This window comes from Mucilaginibacter aureus, from assembly GCF_053514885.1.
The window spans coordinates 1,741,548-1,762,118 of sequence record NZ_CP170601.1 but is presented as its reverse complement, the minus strand read 5'-3'; the positions used below and the strand labels follow the sequence as shown (position 1 = coordinate 1,762,118).

The following is a 20,571-nucleotide window of genomic DNA, read 5'->3' as shown; positions in this document are numbered from 1 at the left end:
ATGTGCATGGTTCTGATATATTTGCTTCAAATTTACCTTTGCTTTATCATATGGCCAGATTAAATTTATTAGAAGAAACCCGCTACGAAAAATTGGCGGTAACCGTATATCCCGATCAGGCCACCGCCTCGGTAAAAGTTGCCCAGCGCATTGCAGCGTTGATCAGATCCAAAAAAGAAAAAGGCGAAAAGGCCGTGCTGGGTTTAGCAACCGGTGTTACACCTTTGCGTGTTTATGCCGAATTGGTGCGGATGCATAAAGAGGAGGATCTGAGTTTTAGTAACGTAGTTACTTTTAACCTCGACGAGTATTACCCCATGAAGCCCACTGCCGCCCAAAGCTATGTGAGCTTTATGAACGAAAACCTGTTCGACCATGTGGATATCAACAAAAACAACATCCACATACCCGACGGTAATTTAAAAAAAGAATATATCCAGGCCTTTTGCTACGATTATGAACAAAAGATAAACAGCCTGGGCGGGCTTGATCTGCAGATACTGGGTATTGGCCGTACGGGCCACATCGGCTTTAACGAGCCTGGCTCTGCTCCAAACTCGGGCACGCGCCTGGTAACGCTTGACGATCTGACCCGTAACGATGCTTCGCGCGATTTTGGCGGCAAGGCCAACGTACCTACCAAAGCCATCACCATGGGTATTGGCACCATATTCAAGGCACGCGAAATTATTTTGATGGCCTGGAGCCAGAAAAAAGCGCCTATTATTAAAAAAGCCGTTGAGGGCGAAATATCTGGCGATGTACCGGCCACTTTCCTGCAGTTATCAGATAATGTGGAGTTTGTACTGGATGCCGGCGCGGCTTCTTCATTAACCCGTTTTGATACTCCGTGGCTGGTTAAGGATTGTATTTGGAATAATCCTTTGAAAAAGAAAGCCGTTATCTGGCTGGCCCGCACCGTAAACAAACCGGTATTAAAGCTAACCGAAGACGATTATAACAACCACGGCATGGCGCAGCTGGCTGTTGAACAAGGGCCGGTTTATAACATCAACATCGATATTTTTAACCAGATACAGCACACCATTACCGGCTGGCCGGGCGGTAAACCCAATGCCGACGACAGTGATCGCCCGGAGCGCGCTTACCCTGCTCAAAAACGGTCGGTTATCTTTTCGCCGCATCCTGATGATGATGTGATATCAATGGGCGGCACCTTTATACGCCTGGTTGACCAGGGGCATGACGTGCATGTGGCTTACCAAACATCGGGCAATACCGCTGTTTGGGATGATGACGTGCTGCGATATATGGAGTTCGCTATCGATTTTAACCACAGTATAGGCGAGGATAACAGCAGGTTAAAAGGAATATATGAAGACATGCGCAGGTTTATTGCCGCCAAACAACCTAACGAAGTTGATACGCCCGAAGTTAGGGACGTAAAAGGTTTTATCCGCAAAAGCGAAGCCATATCGGGAGCCCGTTATGCGGGTTTAGAGGATGACCATATCCACTTTATGGCGCTGCCTTTTTACGAAAGCGGCAAAACGCAAAAAAACACCGTTGGCGAGGCCGATATTAAGTTGACTATGGACTTGCTGCAAAAAATTAAACCGCAGCAGATTTTTGCCGCAGGCGATTTTGCCGATCCGCATGGCACACACCTGGTTTGCTTTAATATTATTTTGGCCGCCCTTAAACGTTTAAAAGAAACTGAAGACTGGGTTAAAGATTGCTGGTTATGGCTTTACCGCGGCGCCTGGTTTGAGTTTGATGTTCACGAGATCGAGATGGCGGTTCCGCTATCCCCGCAAGAGGTGGAACGCAAACGCAACGCGATCTTCAAACACCAGTCGCAAAAGGACAGGCCGGTTTTCCCGGGAGAAGACGCACGCGAGTTTTGGGTACGTGCCGAAGACCGCAACCGCGATACTGCCCGCCAGTATGATACGCTTGGCCTTGCCGAGTACGAGGCGATGGAGGCTTTTGTACGCTACAGGTACTGATAGCGGGTGAGACGAGCTTGAATGGTGAGTATGTTTTTGACCTGAAAATAAACTATCTTTAATAAACCAATTGTTACCATGAAAGACAACCTGGCTCCTAACCGCCTGCTATCGCTCGATGTTTTTAGAGGACTAACCGTATTTGCTATGGTACTGGTTAATAACCCCGGCGATTGGGGTCATATTTATGCACCGCTTGAGCATGCCGCCTGGAATGGCTGCACCCCTACCGACCTCATATTCCCGTTCTTTTTGTTTATTGTGGGTGTATCTATCGTTTTTGCGATGGAAACCAAAAAGGCCGACCCTGCTTTGCAGGGTAAGTTAATGCGCAACGTTTGGCGGCGCGCCCTAACCATTATGCTAATAGGTTGGTTGTTATCCGCTTTTCCGTTTTACAATTTTGCCCAGCATCATGCGTTCGATGTGCGTACCATGCGTATCCCCGGGGTATTGGTTCGCATTGGCATCGTATTTGGCATCTGCGGAAGCATTTACTTAAAAACAACCCGCAAAACCCAATTCTGGCTGTTCTGGATATTGATCATCAGCTATTACCTGATCATGACACTGGTACCCGTACCCGGTTTTGGACCTGCTAACCTGCAACCCGAAACCAACCTTGGCGCATGGATCGACCGTACCCTTATCGGGGAGGCCCATCTATGGAAAGAATCTAAAGTATGGGATCCGGAAGGACTTTTAGGCACAATCCCGGCCTGCGGAACCACACTGTTTGGTATATTGATAGGCACCTGGTTAAAACGCAGGGATAGAGACGACGCTACAAAAATGGCCTGGATGTTCAGCACCGGCATTGGTGCGGTTTGTTTAGGTTTACTGTGGGATCTGTTCTTCCCCATCAATAAAGCCTTATGGACAAGTTCGTACGTATTGTACGCCGGTGGCCTGGCAACTTTAGGCTTAGCTTTTTGCTATTGGTTAATTGATGTGCAAGGCTATAACCGTTTTGTTAAACCGGCTGTGGTTTACGGCGTGAATGCTATTTTTGTATTTGCGTTTTCGGCTATATTGGTGCGGACACTTGGTCAGTTCCATGTAGGGGCCCAAAAAGTAACATTGAGCCAATATATTTTTCAAACCGTATTTAAGCCGTATTTTTCGCCGGTTAACGCATCGTTAGCATGGGCCATTTGCTTTAACCTGCTTTTTATGCTCATCTTATGGATCATGTATAACCGCAAGATCATTATTAAAGTATAGCTATTGTATAACTGCTATATAGCCCGATGCAGTAATGGATGTACGGAAATAGGTATTAACGGCCGTTAGCAGCCAGTAATAGGTGCCATTGGGCACAGGCTTACCTTCGTACTTACCATCCCATGGGGTATCAATACTATTACTGGTAAATAAAAGCTCGCCCAGCCTGTTGTAAATCTTAAGGTTTTTATAGGTGCCGTAACCAACTATCGTAACCTGAAAATTATCGTTAACACCATCGTTATTTGGTGTAAAAGTATTAGGTGCCGTAATGGTTGGCGGTGGCGGCGGATTCACCGTTACCGAAATTGCTTTCATCGTAAAACACCCAAACTTGTTAGTTGCCTTGATATAGTAAATACCGCTATAATGCAGGTTATTGAAATTGGTAAGTGGCACCGTAGCCAATGCATCCTTATAGTAAGAATAGGTTAGGCTGGTATCGGCAGTAAATGTTTTCGAAAGGTCGATACCTGCGGGATAGGTAACAGGCGCCGGCCTCACCGGGTTAAATATCGGCGTACTGATAACCACCTTTATAGGTAAAATATTAGTGCAACCAAACGGATTGCTGGCCTTAACATAGTACGTGCCCGGATTTAATGACGTGGGATTAGGTAAAAAGTTAACGCCATCCGGATCGGTATAATAGGCATACGTCAGGTTAGGGCTGCTCCCCCTCGTGAGGGAGGGCTTGGTAATATCAACGGTGCCGGCCCCCGGGCATATCGCGATAGAATCGGGCAGGTTAAAATCAAACTCAGCATTAATACCATTAACTGTAGTATGCAAAGTATCGCGGCAGCCTAAGCCTGCAAACGGTACAATAATGAGGTTATATTTGGTTTGATCTGCAGGCGGCGGCGTAATTGTCAAACTGTATTCTTTTCCAAGTAGTTTGCTGTAATCTTCGTTATACCAGTAATACTGATCAAACCCGGCCGGCGAATACAGTTTTAACGATTTTTCGTTAGTGCAAAACGCGTTACCCGTAATGGCCGAGCTGCAGCCTTCGTTAACATCTAAATAAGCGTAACCAAAATGCCCGCCGGGGGTGCAACACCGGGCGGTAAATTCAAGCCGCATAACCCTGCCGCCATAACCACGCAGGTTTATACTTGCAGGTGTCCAGTCTTTATAATAAACTATACCCTTGCTGTTGTTAAAAAATGATTGTTTAAACCCTGGCAAAGCCGACCCCGCATTATATGAAAAAGATGCACAGGTGATATACTGGCCGGTAACAACATCATATATCTGCGCCGAAAACAAAGGCTTTTGTTCGGTTGTGTGGTTTGTGCCTCCCGGTGCCGGATCCTGCAATACGCAGGCATAATTGTAAAAAATAGTATAGTCTGACTGATTGGCAGGCACAGTAAAAGTATACGAGATCCGCTCGGCTATCGACGGCACATCAGAGTTACCCAACTGTATAGAGTAATTACTGCCGTTAGGGCAAATGCGCGAAAACCCACCATAAGCATCAACTCCCGGATTACCGGCTTTTGAATACATGGTATGCCTGTTCGGCACCGGGCCCACCTGGTTCAGGGTTAAAACACCATTCTGATCAACCGTACCCGCGGTACATACCCAATTAGTAAAGTTGCCATCTTCGAACCCAATATTAGGTGGACAGTTTTGAGCAGCAGCCTCTAAAAAAGCAAAAAATGTAATGAATAAGAATATATATTTATTCATCAAGCAAAAAATTAAGTTACTATACCTGAAGGGCTCAACACCAGGGTTCTTATTCAACGGCAGTGAACTTATAACGTATAATATTACATAAATTGTATACCAATATACAAATAAAAAAAGTCCCGGGTTTTAACCCGGGACTTTTATTTTATAAGTAGTAAATAAGGTATCTTATTGCTGATCAATGATCGTTCTGATCACGCGACCGTCAGGGGTCATAAACACCTTTTCGGTGCTGCTGCTATCGTCGGTAAGGCTCAGTTTGTACGATACTTTTCCTTTTTCTTCAAGCTGGGCCACTTCTGCTATTTTCAACTCGGGGAAGTTCTTTTTCAACCCGTTAAATACATCTGCAGGCAGGCTTGATACCGGCAAGCCAAATTGTTGTGCTATCATTTTGCCGTTTTGGTCGTACACCAATTGATGAGCGCATTGGTCAACACTAAAAGTTGCTTTATAATGTTTGCCATCTTTTTCCCAATCTACCTTGGTCATGTTTGGATATTTAGCCGAAAAATCCTGGGTGATGTCAGCAGGCAGATCATCTGTACCTATATATTGCGCCTTGGCATAAAATCCAAATCCTAATGAGAAGATAGAAATTAGTATTAATACTTTTTTCATAATGATAATGATTTGATTGTTTTAATAAATTAATTTCAATAGCAAAGATAGTACATTATCTAATTATCAACAAATTAATTAAATTTTTAAAACTATCACATTTTATATCAAATATTTTTGCAATTATTCAATCATCAGCGAACATCCGCATATTTTTTTAAGGATATTTCAATAGTTTTAGCCATTGGGTTACCAATAATTTAAACAAACAAGATAATATATGCGAATAATTCGACCCTATCTGCGTTACATTGAAAATTTGATATTTGATTTGTCTACCCGCATCATGGCTGTTACCTGGCGGCAACAACGGTACAATAGTAACGCGTTATGCCTGCTGGTGCCATACATGGCCCGCACTGATCTTTTTTTGCGATACCAGGTATTTTTTAACAATGGCTAAACAATCATCAACCGATGTATTGTCGGTTTGTAAATGGATATCAGGCTGTACCGGGGCCTCGTAAGGGCTGCTTATACCGGTAAAGTTTTTGAGTTTGCCTTCCACCGCTAATTTATAAAGACCCTTGGTATCACGGCGCTGGCAGGTTTCAACGCTCGAGTCGGTGTAAACCTCGATAAAGCTATCGGCACCAACCAGGTTTTTAGCCAGCAACCGATCGTTGATGAACGGCGAAATAAACGAAGCGATCACTACCGTACCGGCATCGTTAAACAGTTTACATATTTCGGCCACGCGGCGGATATTCTCGGCACGGTCATCGTCCGAAAAGGTCAGATCGCTGTTAATGCCCAGCCGGGTATTATCGCCATCCAATATATAAACACGCATACCCTGCTCAAACATCCATAACTCCAGCTCATTGGCCACGGTTGATTTACCCGAACCCGACAGGCCGGTTAGCCATAGCGTAAATGCCGGGTTATTGTTCAGTTCTTCCCTGTGTTGCCGGGTTACGCGGCCGGTTTGTTTAAACAGGTGCTCCTTGTTTTCTTTTTTAACCAGCTGGTTTTGGTACTTACGCGATGGTAACCCCAGCTTAATACCTTGCCAAAACCGCTCATGACCGTAGTACAGCAGCATTTTTGTAAGCAGTTCCGTACCGCCAATTTTTAGGCCAAAACTTAAATTACCGGTAATAAACCAACCTAAAACAACAGTATCAATTGAGCCAATGATACGCCACGAAACCGTTTTAAGCACATTTCGTTTAATCAGCGGGTCAAGCTTGTAAAGTTTAAGTACCAGGTCGGTAATCATCAGTAATCGGTGGTTAATAAAGTATAATATTACGCTATTTTTTCGAATTACAAATGAGCAAATTTAATGTGCAGATATACAGATGAGTAATTTTTGCACCATCGTTACTAAAACTGCAGCGCCAGGCCTGCGCTTACCGACAGGTATTGAGATAGGCCGGCCGACCCAAATACTTTAATAAAATTGTATTCGGCCTGCAAACCAATATCAGCGCGTATACCGCTCAAACTGGTCTCCTCAAACTGCACAGGATCAGTAAAGGTGGTATAAACATTTTTGCCGCCAACATAATCATTAGTGAACGGATAATTACCGTACATCCCTATAGCGCCGTTTGTATTTTGATAAGATACCGAAAGAAAAGGTGCGATCATTCCAAATTTTTTAGAGATGATGCCCCCAACATTAAAATTGTTAAGATGTGCGGCAAGTTGCTGATTACTAAAATCGGTACTTTGCGATGGATCTTTGGGCTGCGCGCCGGCTTCGGGTAAAACAGTTAGCCCATAACTGTAATTTGACCGGGTATAGCCAAATACTACGGCCAGGTCAAAAGGCATTGGCTTACCTTTCCCCAGGTCTGACGTTAACTCATGTTTTACGCCAAAGCCTATTGTAGTAGCACTCCCATATTCAGACCCTAAACTGCTTGTCGGAACAAAACGTATAATAATATCAGTATTATACCACAGGCCCACGGCTAACTGTATTTGCGGAGTTACTAAATATTGGCTTACCGCCGATGGCAATTTGTGAGTAATATAGTGCACATGATCCAAAGCATAAATATCAACGGCTGCTGTACCTATCCCTATCCCTCCAAAAGTTGGCGAAATGGTATTATTGGGATCGTTTGGCTTGATATTGTTTGATAAACCCAGGTCATTAAGATCGTAGGTCTTTTCAGATTGAGGAACAAAAGCGATCGTCGCGTTTCCGCTGATCTCAAAATGAAATTTTCTTTTCACCTGGGCACTTGTCGCCCAGCCGCTGTTCAGATCATTTCCATACATTTTAAAAAATGGCGGAGAAAAAGCCCGCATTATTTTAGTTACATCTGCCGGGCCGTTCACAAATATGCTCCCATAGCTGCTCTGGGCCTTAGCTAGTTCAATATTGATAAAAAGCGCTGCAGCGAGTATCAAAACTTTTTTCATATCCGGATATTTTAGTCCATTAAATTTAAACCACTATTAACTGACGAGGGATATTTACAGCAGGGAAGATCATTGTTTACCTGTAACACAACGGATATCACGGTGGGGGACACCGATCCGGAATTACCTTATGGAATTAAATTAATTAGGAACGAAGGGTCTGTTAAAACAACGGGGGCATCGATTATTAACGAAGTTAGGTCAATTTCAGCACATTACAATAACAAACCTGTTTAATTTGTTCGTTGCTAATTTAAGTCGGTTACCATTATAGATTAGGTAATGTTACCATTCGCAAAATGCGCTCACAAAAAAAACGCCCCCGATACTCTCGGGGGCGTTTCAATATTTTTGGCACTAAATATTACAAATACGATTGCAACAGGTTGCTGCGGCTGGTATGGCGCAGGCGTTGTAAAGCTTTGTCTTTGATCTGGCGCACGCGTTCGCGGGTCAGGTTATATTTCTCGCCTATCTCTTCGAGCGATAGCGGGTAGTTATTACCTAAGCCAAAGAACAATACAATAACCTCGCGCTCACGCTCGGCTAAAGTAACCAGGCTCCGCATGATCTCTTGTGAAAGTGATTCTTCCATCAAAAAGTCATCGGTGGTAGGTTCATTGTTCTGCAAAACGTCGAGCAGCGTATTTTCTTCGCCCTGTACAAACGGCGCGTCCATACTTACGTGGCGGCCCGAGTTACTTAACGAATCACAGATCTTTTCTTCAGTGGTCTCTAAAATATCAGCTAATTCGGCTTGCGATGGCTCACGCTCATATTGTTGCTCCAACTTTGAAAAAGCCTGGCGTATTTTATTTAACGATCCGATCTGGTTGAGCGGCAAACGCACAATACGGCTTTGCTCTGCAACGGCAGAAAGGATAGACTGGCGGATCCACCATACGGCGTACGATATAAATTTAAAGCCCTTGGTTTCATCAAAGCGTTTAGCCGCTTTAATTAAACCCAGGTTACCTTCGTTTATTAAGTCGCCAAGGGTTAAGCCCTGGTTTTGATATTGTTTAGCTACCGATACAACAAAACGCAAATTGGTTTTGGTTAAGCGCTCTAAAGCCGCCTGGTCTCCCTCCCGTATTTTTTGTGCCAGTATAACCTCTTCGTCAGCGGTTATCAGATCTACTTTGCCAATCTCGGTCAGGTATTTATCCAGCGACTGAGATTCGCGGTTAGTAATGGATTGGGAAATTTTGAGTTGTCTCATTTTTGAAATCTGGTGAATAAACGCATCCCGTTAAGGGAATGTGTACAATGTAGTCAATTACTTTCGTGATATACTATTAACGAAATAAATTATTTGCAAATTGTTATCTAACTATACCTCATTGTTATTTTGACACTATGCTGATAAGCATTTGTGTAAACTGATAGCCACAACCTTCTACAAAAATTATTGATTCTGCTGCTATAACGCATCTTGAGCCAATATTGTTTCGAGGTGCAAAGGTAAGTTTTATAAATTAGTTTTACAATACTCATTATAAGTTGTTTGTGTTAAATCATTAAATGTTAATATCAGGTGACAATCAACCTCATTGCCGACTTTACCATGACAGGCCGTGCGCGTTTATGCTGAGAATCAGCCCTAAGGCAAAATTTTATACCTTGTTTTCGCCGCGCAATGTTTGTACTTTTAATCTTTTATTAAACTTAGCTCAACCAGTTTTTCCGGGTAACATAAATTAAACAAATGAGAGTAATACATTTTTTACCATTTATTGCTATGGCAACAGCTTTGGCCTCGTGCGGGGGCAGCAAAACATCCGGCAGCAGTGCCGATAGCCTTTCGGCAGATAATCCGTTACTAACCGCAAGTACCTTGCCTTTACAGGCGCCGCCTTTTGATAAAATTAAAGACGCGCATTTTAAACCCGCCATGGAAGAAGGCATGAAACAGCGCCTGGCCGAAGTACAAAAAATTGCCGACAACCCGGAAGCGCCAACCTTTGACAATACCCTGGCGGCACTCGAAAAAAGCGGGCAGCTGTTAACCCGCGTCAACTACGTTTTTAATGTTTTAACCGGCGCAAATACCAACCCTACCCTGCAAAAAGTACAGGAAGAGGAAGCCTCAAAGCTTTCTGCCAACCAGGATGCCATTTTTTTAAACAGCAAATTGTTTAAACGGGTTGAGGCAATATACAAACAGCGCGAGGGCTTAAAGCTCGACCCGGAATCAAAGCGTTTGGTTGAGTTTTATTATCAAAAATTTGTACTGGCAGGCGCAAACCTCAACGATGCCGATAAAGAAGCCCTTAAAAAATTAAACGCTGAGGATGCCACCCTTGAAGCCAAATTCACCAACAAGCTATTGGCAGCCGCTAAAGCAGGTGCCTTAGTGGTAAGCGACAAGGCCGAACTGGCAGGCTTATCACCCGGCGCGCTTGATGCTGCAACCCAGGCCGCCAAAACCAACCAAATGGATGGTAAATGGCTCATCCCGTTGCAAAATACTACACAACAGCCAAGCCTGCAATCGTTAACCAACCGGGCAACGCGTCAAAAATTATTCGAAGCATCATACACCCGCGCCGAAAGAAGCGATACCAATGATACCCGGGCTACGATATCGCGTATAGCACAGATCCGTACCCAACAGGCCAAACTATTAGGCTTTGCCAACTATGCTGCCTGGAAACTGCAGGACCAGATGGCTAAAACACCCGAAGCCGTCGAAAAATTTGTGAGCCAGCTGGTTGGCCCGGCAACCGCCAAAGCCAGCCGCGAAGCTGCCGATATCCAGGCTTTGATCGATCAGCAAAAGGGTGGCTTTAAACTGGAGCCCTGGGACTGGAACTTTTATGCCGAACAGGTACGCAAGGCTAAATTTAATTTAGATGAAAACGAGATCAAACCTTATTTCGAACTGAACAAGGTTTTGCAGGACGGCGTGTTTTATGCAGCTAATCAGCTTTACGGGTTAAGTTTTAAAGAACGCAAGGACCTGCCTGTTTACCAGGCCGACGTACGTGTGTTTGATGTGCTTGATCAGGATGGTAGCCAGATCGGTTTATTTTATTGCGATTATTTTAAACGCGATAACAAATCGGGTGGCGCGTGGATGAGCAACATGGTTGATCAATCGAAACTACTGGGACAAAAACCGGTGGTTTACAATGTATGTAACTTTACCAAACCAGCTCCCGGCCAACCGGCCCTCATCAGCTTTGACGATGTAACCACGATGTTCCACGAGTTTGGGCACGCCCTGCACGGCTTGTTTGCCAACCAGCAATATGCCAGCATTTCGGGCAGCAATACCGCCCGCGATTTTGTGGAGTTCCCGTCACAATTCAACGAACATTGGGCTATTGATCCGCAGGTATTTAAACACTACGCGGTACATTACCAAACCGGCCAGCCCATGCCGCAGGCTTTGGTTGATAAGATCAAAAAAGCCGGCACTTTTAATCAAGGCTACGCTTTAACCGAGCTTTTGGCTGCCGCCGATCTGGATATGCAATGGCATACCTTAGGTGCCAATGCGCCTTTGCAGGATGTTGACAACTTTGAGGCACAGGCATTGCACAATACCCATCTTGATCTGCCGCAGGTACCTACCCGCTACCGTTCAAGCTACTTTCTGCACATCTGGAGTAATGGGTATGCTGCCGGTTACTATGCTTACCTGTGGACCGAAATGCTGGACGATGACGCTTTTGCCTGGTTTACCGAAAACGGGGGCTTAACGCGTAAAAACGGGCAGCGTTTCCGCGATATGATCCTGTCGCGCGGTAACACCGAAGATTATAATAAAATGTTTGCCGATTTCCGCGGGCATGCGCCAAATATTCATGGGTTATTATTGAAGCGCGGTTTGGTGGAAAACTAAATAGTTATCGTAGTAAAAATTTGAAGCGAGGGGTGTCATCCTGAGCTTGTCGAAGGACGGTGCATAGGCCCACCCGCTATGGTTCGACAGGCTCACCATGACACCCTTCTTATTCCCTCCGCAAACTGTCCGTTTAAGCATCCAATCTCCCGGTAATGTTGTTCATTACCTGCAGTCTCTTTATTGCTAATAATTTAGTTTTACACAAAAAAAGCTATTTTCATCGCAATAACTTCAACCTAATCTTGCTTAACAAACCAAAATCACAATTAATTTATGACGAAACTATTTACCAACTTAATGACAATCAGCCTATGTACAGTATTTTTAGCATCGTGTGGCACAGAAAAAAGCTACCACTTTAAAACAAACGGAGTAAGGGGCGACTCGAGTTACCTTGTCACAGCCTCAGGAAGGCACGTTGACGTAACCAACATCGATGTAAAACCTGGTAAGGTAACTGTCGACGGAAAACCATATCCCCTGGATAGTATATCATCTATCAAAACACAAGGAATGTATTTTGGCGTAAGTAACCGGAAACTACTTTTAGGAGAGTCTTACGGTAGAATAAATTTATTATATGAATTGATCTCTATGCCTACTTATGGGTCGCCAGGCGGGCCAGGTAATAACATTCCCGGGTCACCGATGTACAACAGCATAGTGACTGGCCACACCACACAAAAAAGATATTACATTCAAAAAAGCGGGTCGACAGATATTGACAGGATGACGGTTGGAACCGTAATTGATTACGTAGCCGACAATGAGGAAGCCCTGCAAGTGGCTAAAGGTGCCAGAAGCTGGAAACGAGGCTATTTATTGTCATTGACAGGTATAGCGGTGGGTTCAATCTACGGGTTTCACAACGTTTTTTCCACTGGAACCGACGCCAACGGACATACTAAATCTACAAGTTTTGCCGCACCACTCGCCATAATTATTCCATCGATAGCGGGGGCAACATTGTCCAGCTACAAGTACAACACACAAATGTTAAAAGCTATTGAGATATACAACAGGTAAGCTATTGTTGTAAAGACCTTACCCTGGTGTTAACCTTTATAAAAGAGGCTCTTTCAAATGGGAGCCTCTTTTTTTATACCGTAAAAACGGCCAGCGTTTCCGCGATATGATCCTCTCGCGCGGTAACATTATTCACACTCCACAATACGTATTGCTGCCACGCCTCACCCCTGTTATTACAGCCTTAAAACATCTCCCAAAACAATAACTTAAGAATGCACGTAGGAAAACAGGCCAGGTGTGACATAGCCTCCTGCTCCGTTTTGCGTCTTCAATAAGCCGCCAGGGGCGGGTACAAGTGTGGCTTCGTTGAAAGTGTGATGCGCTCCGCTTTGAACTGCATTTACTATCAAAACAATTGCAGGTTTCATCCAGGTTTTACGGGGTTGTGTGTGTTTAATATCCATAGTAAAAATTTAGTTTAACATCATTATCACAGGTATACTTATATTATATATTAACTCCTTGATCTGGGTATGATCAAGGTTCTGTATGCCATATTTAACGGTGAGTTCGCCCATTAATTTAATAAACCCGGGGCTGGGCGGACCAGCCGGCGGTGGTGGCAGCTCGTGTTTTTCGGCCGGGCGGCTTACCTCGATAAACATTTCTTCCAAACCTGCCGGTGCCACCTGTAAAAGATATTTAGCCGTATCGGTTTGGATCTTAAAGCCATGCGGAATGCCTTTTGGCAGATAGATATGGTCGCCAGCTTTTAAGAGTTTTTCTTTTCCGCCCACGGTAAAAAGCATCTCGCCTTCTAAAACATAAAAGCTCTCATCTTCGCGCGTATGGGTATGCCCCGGGGGCTCGAGGCCTTTACGCATAATGGTTTCTATCAAAGCGTATTTGCCACCGGTATCTTTGCCTGTGGCAATAAATGTTAAAAAGCCGCCCATATACCAGCGTGCTCTTTCAAGGTTATTATCCTCGTTCAGGTAAATGATCTGCCGTTCCATACTCGGTTTTCAATCGATAAAACTAAAAAATTCAAATCATAAAAACCATCTTTTCTTTTGATCCTTTAATACTTAGTAAATAAATAGATGATGAACAACTATCAGCACAAATGGATCGAAGTTTTAAAGGCCGCCAACCTTAAACATTGGGAAATAACCCCGCAGGGCGATGATATCCTGATCATGATGCCCAACATTACCGATCTGAAACTGATCCGCGATAATGTACCCGAAGTTTTAGGTGCGCTTTCGCTGGATATTAGCGAACCCCGCGAACGCCTCAAATTCATCTTCCACAACAATTACGAAAACTTTGAGTATACCCTAAACCCTACCGGGCATGATCTGAATGAAGAGTGATTAGTTGATTAAAAATGCATCCATCGCAGCCGTAGGTTTGCCAGAATTATCGAACGCGCCTGACGAGTAGTTTTGCCAGTTGTAGCATTCAGGCTCCCAATAAACCACGCCCAGGCCGTTGCCGCCGGTAACCGAGTTGGTTTTGGTGATGATATCTTTTAAAAATGAGTTACAAGTGGCTGGCGAATTCACATCCATCCCCACTTCTACTATCATTACCGGTTTACCATAACGGGCAACCATATCGTTCATATTGGTAAGGCATTGATTATCCAGGTCGGCCCAGTTGCTGGTGGTTGGGTATAACGACATCCCGATAATATCATAGCTGGCATTATTGGCCTTTAACCCATCAAACATCCAGCGAAACAAGCTGTTATCGTACCCGTTAGAAACATGTACAATTACCTTAATATTGGTACTTACAGCCTTAACGGCATTATACCCGCTGGTAACCAACGTCGCAAAGTTTGCCATATATTTCGAGGCGCGCCCTTCTTCCCAAAGCATGCCATCGTTGGTTTCGTTGCCAACCTGCACCCACTCGGGGGTAATATTGTTTGTTTTCAGGGTGGTTAAAACATCAAGCGTATGGTTATACACTGATGTTTTCAGCGCGTTAATATCCTGCCCAACCCAGGCAGCCGGTTTGGTTTGTTTACCGGGGTCGGCCCAGCTATCGCTGTAGTGAAAATCGATCATGATGCGCATCCCCATATTTTTGGCGCGGATAGCTTTGGCCAAAACATCAGCCTTGTTGCACCAGCCATCGGATGGGTTTACCCATACCCGCAGGCGAATAGAATTGACACCTTTGTCTTTTAGTATCTGTAATAAATCCTGCTGGGTGCCGCTGCTGTTGTAAAACTTATAGCCGGCGGCTTCCATCTGCGTCAGCCAGCTTATATCGGCGCCTTTGGCAAAGCTTGCCGGCAGGCCTGTCGTAGTAGTTGTTGTACCGCCTGTGCCGCCACCATTATCAGTACCGCCGCCGCTTTTGCCGCAGCTTACTATCGATACTAATATCACTAAAACAAATAATAGGCTGCTTTTTTTCATGGTGCGGTTAATCATGTAAAATATACAAAGCTGTAGCCGGAATGTTTAATTCGGCAGTAATACCTGTGCGGATGCCTTTTTCGTTAATGCTGTTTTCATCGCCAACAAGCGTCCATTTGCCGGGCGGAAGTGTTACCTTACGGGATGCTGCATTACCATTGATCATCACCAGGATATTTTTCCATTGGTCGCCGTTGGCATTACCCTTGATCTGGTAAGCAATAAGGCATGGGTCGGCTATATCCATAAACGACAGCCGTTCCGAGATCATTTGTGTGTTCGGCATCCTGAACGCCGGGTGATTACGCCGCAGCCAAACCAGTTGCTTATAATAATTAAAAACCGGTTGATATTTTGTCTTCCTGCTCCAATCTATCTCATTGATCTCATCCGGCGATTTATACGAATTGGCAACGCCCTGCTTGGTGCGCAGCAGCTCGGCCCCCGAATGTAAAAATGCTACACCTTGCGAGGTTAATACCACAGCATTGCTCAGCTTATCCATCCGGATCAGTTCATCTTCGGTAGCATTTGGGTTGGATATTTTCAACCTGTCGAACAAGGTATTATCATCATGGCAGGATACATAGTTGATGCACTGGTAAGGCTGCGCCGCCCATGGGCTTTTGGAGTAATTAACCATTTGGTAATTAACCTGCGGATGCGGTGTTGCTGCTACTATCCCAAACTTAACCGACTCAGCATTGCCCGTGGCGCCGCTTACAAAACCTTTGGCTTTCACATCACTCCAGCCGCCTTTTAAACCATCGCGCATGTCATCATCAAACACGGCTACCTGTTTCAGTTTGTAAGCGTTCTTTTTCACGGCACGTTGCTCTTCGGGCAGCGGGGTGTTGCCCGCCGTCCAGCCCTCGCCATAAATCAGCATGGTTGGGTCAATTTTATGCAGTGCATCACTAATGGCATTCATGGTTTCTATATCATGGATGCCCATCAAATCAAACCTAAAGCCATCCAGATGATATTCAGTGGCCCAATACACTACCGACTGCACCATAAAATTACGCATCATCTGCTTTTCGGATGCAGTTTCGTTACCGCAACCTGTACCATTGGCATAGCTGCCATCAGCATTCATCCGGTAAAAATAGCCCGGCGCAAACTGGTTAAAGTTGGAATGTTCGGCATCGCTGGTATGATTATACACCACATCCAGTATCACCCGCAAGCCATTGGCATGCAAAGCTTTCACCATCTGCTTAAACTCGCGGATGCGCACATTGCCATCGTAAGGGTTGGTCGAATAACTGCCTTCGGGCACATTGTAATTCAGTGGGTCGTAACCCCAGTTGTACTGCTTTTCGCTGAGCCTGGTTTCGTCAACAGTATTGTAATCAAATGATGGCAGCAGGTGTACATGGGTTACTCCCAGCTCTTTTAAATGGTCTAACCCGGTTGCTTGCCCTACGGCATTTTTTGTACCCGTTTCGGACAATCCCAAAAATTTGCCTTGGTGCACAATGCCCGAATTATTGCTGATGGAAATATCGCGCACATGCGTTTCGTAAATTACGGCATCGGTAAAGCTTTTAAAGAGAGGTTTTTTATCGTTTTCCCAGCCCGTGGGGTTAGTCGCTTTCAAATCGACTACCATGCCGCGGTGCCCATTTACTCCAACAGCTTTAGCATAAATATCCGGCGCTTCCAGCAGCCATTTTCCATTCTGTTTTACCTGAAAGGTGTAGTATGTGTTTTTGATATCGCCATCTAATGCAGCAATCCAAACACCGTTATCGTTCTTTGCCAGATTTTCATTAAACGTAGCCTGTCCACCCTCGCCTGTATTGTATAACCTTAACTTAACCTCTTCGGCATTGGGCGCCCATACTTTAAAAATTGTTCCTGTTGACGTATAAGTTACCCCCAGATCGGTACCGTTATAAACAGGCACATCTTCAATACCTGTCGTTTTATAAAAAGGTAATAAAAATAAATTCAAGCAGGCTAATATTAAAACAGGTTTAAAAATGGTCATTGCGGTTATACTACTAATGTATAGTTTTACTGGTATCATAAAAAACTCCGTGCCCTTTGTGACTTCACTGTGCCCTTTGTGGTTATTTTTACCACAGTGAACACAGAGAGGGAAAACACAAAGAGCACAGTGAATACCGATCCTTTATTTTAACGCTACCGTACTGTAAATATGATATTCGCCCGGCGCCAATGTTACATTGGTAAATGTAGTGCCCACGCTGATCGGGTTTCCGGTATAATAATCATAATAAGTTCCTGTCGATGGGAATGCCACGGCAGTAGTTTGCGTAGATACATCAAAATTGGCTACCATCATCACGTTTACACCGGTACCGGTAAGCGCTATTGATTTAATACCCCCTGTAGCATTATACAACACATTCGAGGTGGTAAACACCGGGTTGTTGATCTTCATCCTGATCAGTTTGGCGTAGGCATTATACAAACCTTTACGCAGCGGGTCGTTCATATATTCCCAATGCGGCGGTTTATCGCTCAGGCGACTGGTATTATTGATACTGATATCATAACCCCGTTCACCAAACTCCCATATCATTTTCGGCCCGGGCGTGCTCAGCATAAAGGCCGCAGCGGCTTCATCGCGTTTAAGGCCCGTTGCCAGGTCTTTTACGTTGTATGATCCGCTTGCATTACCATAATTGGTGTTTTTGAACTGGATGCGTTCCTCATCATGGCTTTCCATATAGCCTACCAGGTAGTCGGGCGCGGTAAAAGTATGCGGTGTAAAAAACAACCCACCCAGATCCGAAGTGCCCACATAACCCATTGTAGCCTCATTAAAATTATAGTTCATATTGTTCCAATGCATCATGCCCTGGTCCGATTCTTCTTTTTGTTCCTGGTCTGATGCAAAGTTTTCCAATATCACGTAAAAATTATTGGGGTCGACACTTTTAATAAAGCTGTTATAATCTTTCCAGATAGCTACCCGGCTGGCATCGTAAACACCCCAGGCGGCCTCGGTAGTGGTAACTTTTTCGGTAAAACCTTTGGCCAGGTCAAAGCGGTATCCATCGATATGGTACTCGGTCATCCAAAATTTCATCACGTTTTTAGCGAAGTATTTGGTTGCCGCGCTCTCGTGGTTAAAATCGTAACCCACGTTATCCGGATGGGTAGGATCCACATTGAACCACGGGTTATCCGGTGTCGGCTTTTGTGTAGTGCTGTTAAAATACAGCTGCACCATTGGTGATGAGCCAAACGAATGATTCAGAACCATATCCAGTATCACTGCTATCCCACGCGAGTGGCATTCATCTATCAAAGCTTTCAGATCGTTTTTGGTGCCGTAATATTTATCGGGCGCAAAGTAAAAGTCAGGGTTATAACCCCAGGAATCATTACCTTCAAATTCATTAACCGGCATCAGTTCAACCGCATTTACGCCCAGGTTGCTTAAATAGCTCAAAGTGTCCTTTAAAGTTTTATAGCTGTGTGTGCCGATAAAATCGCGCACATGCAACTCGTAGATCACCAGATTCTTTTTATCCGGACGGGTGAAATTGGTAGTCTTCCATGTGTAAGCGGTTTGGTTATATTGAAACTCGCTTACAATGCCGCTTTGCCCTGATGGATACGTTTTTAAATTGGGATATACACTGGCTGGGATATAGCTGTCGTTAGCCGGATCAAGGATCTTATCGCAGTAAGGGTCGGCCACTTTTAGGCTGCCGTTAACCAGGTATTGGTACGAGTATTCCTTATTCGGGTCAAGGTTATCTATCTGCACCCACCAGCGGGTGCCGTCGGGCGTTTGGTTCATGGTTGTAGCTCCCCAGTTATTAAAATCGCCAATTACGCCAACCGTAGTTTTGCCCGGGGCATATAAATTAAATATTACCGAGGTGCCCGAGTTAATAAACGTCACACCATCATTAGCACCACTGGGTAAGGGTTTACCGTTGGTAACCGTAGTACCCCCGCCTCCGCCGTTATCGGTACCCGGATCGTTCTTTTTGCTGCATGCGCTAACTAACGCCGTGGCTATCAGCAACAAATATGTTATCTTTTTCATTTGGTGTATGTTTAGTTGTTGGAGGGGTTATTGTTGGAGTAAAGCGGATGTCTTTTCCGTCTTCTACATAGAGTACTGAAACTGCGGCGCAAAGCATGAAAATTCCGGCAAGCACCAGGGCGTAAATAGCCTGGCCGCCAAAAATGCTCTTCACTATCCAGCCGCCAAAAAAGCCGTTGATAATTTGCGGGAAGGTGATAAAGAAGTTAAAGATGCCCATGTAAACGCCCATCTTTTTAGCGGGGATGGAGCTTGACAGGATAGCATACGGCATAGCCAAAATACTGCCCCAGGCCAGGCCAATGCCCACCATCGATAGCAGCAGCATGTTCTCATTGCGGATAAAGAATATCGACAACAAGCCCACACCGCCCGCGATGAGCGAAAAAGCGTGTGCTATTTTACGACTGGTAGCTCTTGCTATCGCCGGCAGGCATAACGCATAAATAGCCGAGATACCGTTGTAAACGCCAAAGCAAATACCTACCCAGTCGCCGGCATCTTTAAACCCTTTGGAGGTAGTATCGCCGGGGGCAACGTGGTAAATATGCTGGGCTACGGCCGGAGAGGTAAAAACCCACATGCTGAATAGCGCGAACCACGAAAAAAATTGCACCAGGCCCAATTGGCGCATAGTGCGCGGCATGGCGGCAAAATCTTTTAAAATAACACCGATACCGGCTTTGTGCTCTGGTTCTGTTTCTTCGGGATGGAACCTGGCGTACTCCTCGGGCGGGTATTCTTTGGTTTTAAAGATCGTCCACGCCAAACAGGCGATCAATGCAATACCACCTGCATAAAACGAGTAGATCACGTTGTTCTGAACATGGCCTTTGGCGGTATTGGTATCATTAATAAAATGCGCCAGCACCCAGGGCAAAACAGATCCGGCAACGGCGCCTAAACCTATTAAACAGGTTTGGATAGAAAAACCCGCACTGCGTTGGCTATCGGGCAGGTTATCGGCAACCAATGCCCTGAAAGGTTCCATAGCTACGTTAAACGAGGCATCCATGATCATCAGCACACCTGCACCCACCATTACCGGTGGCAAAAAAGCCAGTAACGAGGCATTGGGCATAAATAGCAATGCCACACCCGACAGGATACCCCCAGCCAGGAAATAAGGTTTGCGCCTGCCTAACCTGTTCCACGTACGGTCGCTGTAATGACCGATTAATGGCTGCACGATCATGCCTGTAATGGGCGCCGCCAGCCAGAAAAGTGACAGGTGCTCCACATCGGCGCCAAAAGTTTGCAGAATACGCGAGGCATTGCCATTTTGCAGGGCGAAGCCAAATTGGATACCCAAAAAGCCAAAGCTCATGTTGAATATCTGCCAAAAAGTAAGCCTGGGTTTTTCTACAACTTTTCTCACGA

Annotated in this window: 16 protein-coding genes; 5 read left to right on the top strand and 11 right to left on the bottom strand. The window is 45.0% G+C overall.

The features are described from left to right. Positions 1-50 precede the first annotated feature (50 nt). Both nagB and ACFGVR_RS07385 read left to right on the top strand, forming a co-directional pair. Entirely contained in the window at positions 51-1,970 is a 1,920-nt protein-coding gene (gene nagB / locus ACFGVR_RS07390; RefSeq protein WP_448702105.1) for a glucosamine-6-phosphate deaminase, read from the top strand. 78 nt (positions 1,971-2,048) lie between these two features. Next, entirely contained in the window at positions 2,049-3,194 is a 1,146-nt protein-coding gene (locus tag ACFGVR_RS07385) for an acyltransferase family protein (RefSeq protein ID WP_448702104.1), read from the top strand. Here the strand turns inward: ACFGVR_RS07385 and ACFGVR_RS07380 are convergent, their stop codons facing one another. The 5 genes from ACFGVR_RS07380 to ACFGVR_RS07360 all read right to left on the bottom strand — a co-directional run bounded on the left by ACFGVR_RS07380 (position 3,195) and on the right by ACFGVR_RS07360 (position 9,120). Beyond that, positions 3,195-4,895 (bottom strand): T9SS type B sorting domain-containing protein, encoded by a 1,701-nt coding sequence (locus ACFGVR_RS07380; RefSeq protein ID WP_448702103.1) that lies wholly within the window; start codon positions 4,893-4,895, stop codon positions 3,195-3,197. It lies immediately after the preceding gene. Positions 4,896-5,066: 171 nt separating this feature from the next. Beyond that, positions 5,067-5,519, bottom strand: coding sequence for a PepSY-like domain-containing protein (locus tag ACFGVR_RS07375; protein ID WP_448702102.1), 453 nt, complete (start codon positions 5,517-5,519; stop codon positions 5,067-5,069). A gap of 328 nt (positions 5,520-5,847) precedes the next feature. Then, entirely contained in the window at positions 5,848-6,741 is an 894-nt protein-coding gene (cysC, locus tag ACFGVR_RS07370; RefSeq protein WP_448702101.1) for an adenylyl-sulfate kinase, read from the bottom strand. A gap of 107 nt (positions 6,742-6,848) precedes the next feature. After that, the gene (locus ACFGVR_RS07365; protein ID WP_448702100.1) at positions 6,849-7,898 is read right to left on the bottom strand and encodes a DUF6588 family protein; all 1,050 of its coding nucleotides are present in this window, start codon (positions 7,896-7,898) and stop codon (positions 6,849-6,851) included. Positions 7,899-8,262: 364 nt separating this feature from the next. Further along, positions 8,263-9,120 carry a sigma-70 family RNA polymerase sigma factor gene (locus tag ACFGVR_RS07360; RefSeq protein WP_448702099.1) on the bottom strand — a complete coding sequence of 286 codons (858 nt, stop codon included), beginning with the start codon at positions 9,118-9,120 and terminating at the stop codon, positions 8,263-8,265. 486 nt (positions 9,121-9,606) lie between these two features. On the opposite strand from ACFGVR_RS07360, the gene dcp reads away from it, so the two are divergent. Both dcp and ACFGVR_RS07350 read left to right on the top strand, forming a co-directional pair. Next, the gene (dcp, locus tag ACFGVR_RS07355) at positions 9,607-11,748 is read left to right on the top strand and encodes a peptidyl-dipeptidase Dcp (protein WP_448702098.1); all 2,142 of its coding nucleotides are present in this window, start codon (positions 9,607-9,609) and stop codon (positions 11,746-11,748) included. A gap of 300 nt (positions 11,749-12,048) precedes the next feature. After that, positions 12,049-12,777 (top strand): hypothetical protein, encoded by a 729-nt coding sequence (locus ACFGVR_RS07350; protein ID WP_448702097.1) that lies wholly within the window; start codon positions 12,049-12,051, stop codon positions 12,775-12,777. 209 nt (positions 12,778-12,986) lie between these two features. On the opposite strand, the gene ACFGVR_RS07345 is transcribed toward ACFGVR_RS07350, so the two are convergent. Together ACFGVR_RS07345 and ACFGVR_RS07340 are read right to left on the bottom strand one after the other, a co-directional pair. Then, the gene (locus ACFGVR_RS07345) at positions 12,987-13,184 is read right to left on the bottom strand and encodes a hypothetical protein (RefSeq protein ID WP_448702096.1); all 198 of its coding nucleotides are present in this window, start codon (positions 13,182-13,184) and stop codon (positions 12,987-12,989) included. Positions 13,185-13,193: 9 nt separating this feature from the next. Next, complete coding sequence (locus ACFGVR_RS07340) at positions 13,194-13,736, bottom strand: quercetin 2,3-dioxygenase (RefSeq protein WP_448702094.1); 543 nt, start codon at positions 13,734-13,736, stop codon at positions 13,194-13,196. A gap of 87 nt (positions 13,737-13,823) precedes the next feature. Between ACFGVR_RS07340 and ACFGVR_RS07335 the strand changes: the two genes are divergently transcribed. Then, positions 13,824-14,096 carry a hypothetical protein gene (locus ACFGVR_RS07335; RefSeq protein WP_448702093.1) on the top strand — a complete coding sequence of 91 codons (273 nt, stop codon included), beginning with the start codon at positions 13,824-13,826 and terminating at the stop codon, positions 14,094-14,096. Here ACFGVR_RS07335 and ACFGVR_RS07330 read toward each other — a convergent pair whose 3' ends face one another. From ACFGVR_RS07330 to ACFGVR_RS07315, 4 genes are all read right to left on the bottom strand, one after another. Further along, positions 14,097-15,155 carry a glycoside hydrolase family 53 protein gene (locus ACFGVR_RS07330; protein ID WP_448702092.1) on the bottom strand — a complete coding sequence of 353 codons (1,059 nt, stop codon included), beginning with the start codon at positions 15,153-15,155 and terminating at the stop codon, positions 14,097-14,099. 7 nt (positions 15,156-15,162) lie between these two features. After that, positions 15,163-17,151, bottom strand: coding sequence for a type I pullulanase (pulA, locus tag ACFGVR_RS07325; RefSeq protein ID WP_448702091.1), 1,989 nt, complete (start codon positions 17,149-17,151; stop codon positions 15,163-15,165). 144 nt (positions 17,152-17,295) lie between these two features. Next, positions 17,296-19,191, bottom strand: a complete 1,896-nt coding sequence (locus tag ACFGVR_RS07320; protein WP_448702090.1) for an alpha-amylase family glycosyl hydrolase — start codon at positions 19,189-19,191, stop codon at positions 17,296-17,298. After that, positions 19,145-20,569 carry an MFS transporter gene (locus tag ACFGVR_RS07315; protein ID WP_448702089.1) on the bottom strand — a complete coding sequence of 475 codons (1,425 nt, stop codon included), beginning with the start codon at positions 20,567-20,569 and terminating at the stop codon, positions 19,145-19,147. Before ACFGVR_RS07315 ends, ACFGVR_RS07320 begins: the two co-directional genes overlap by 47 nt. Positions 20,570-20,571: the final 2 nt, after the last annotated feature.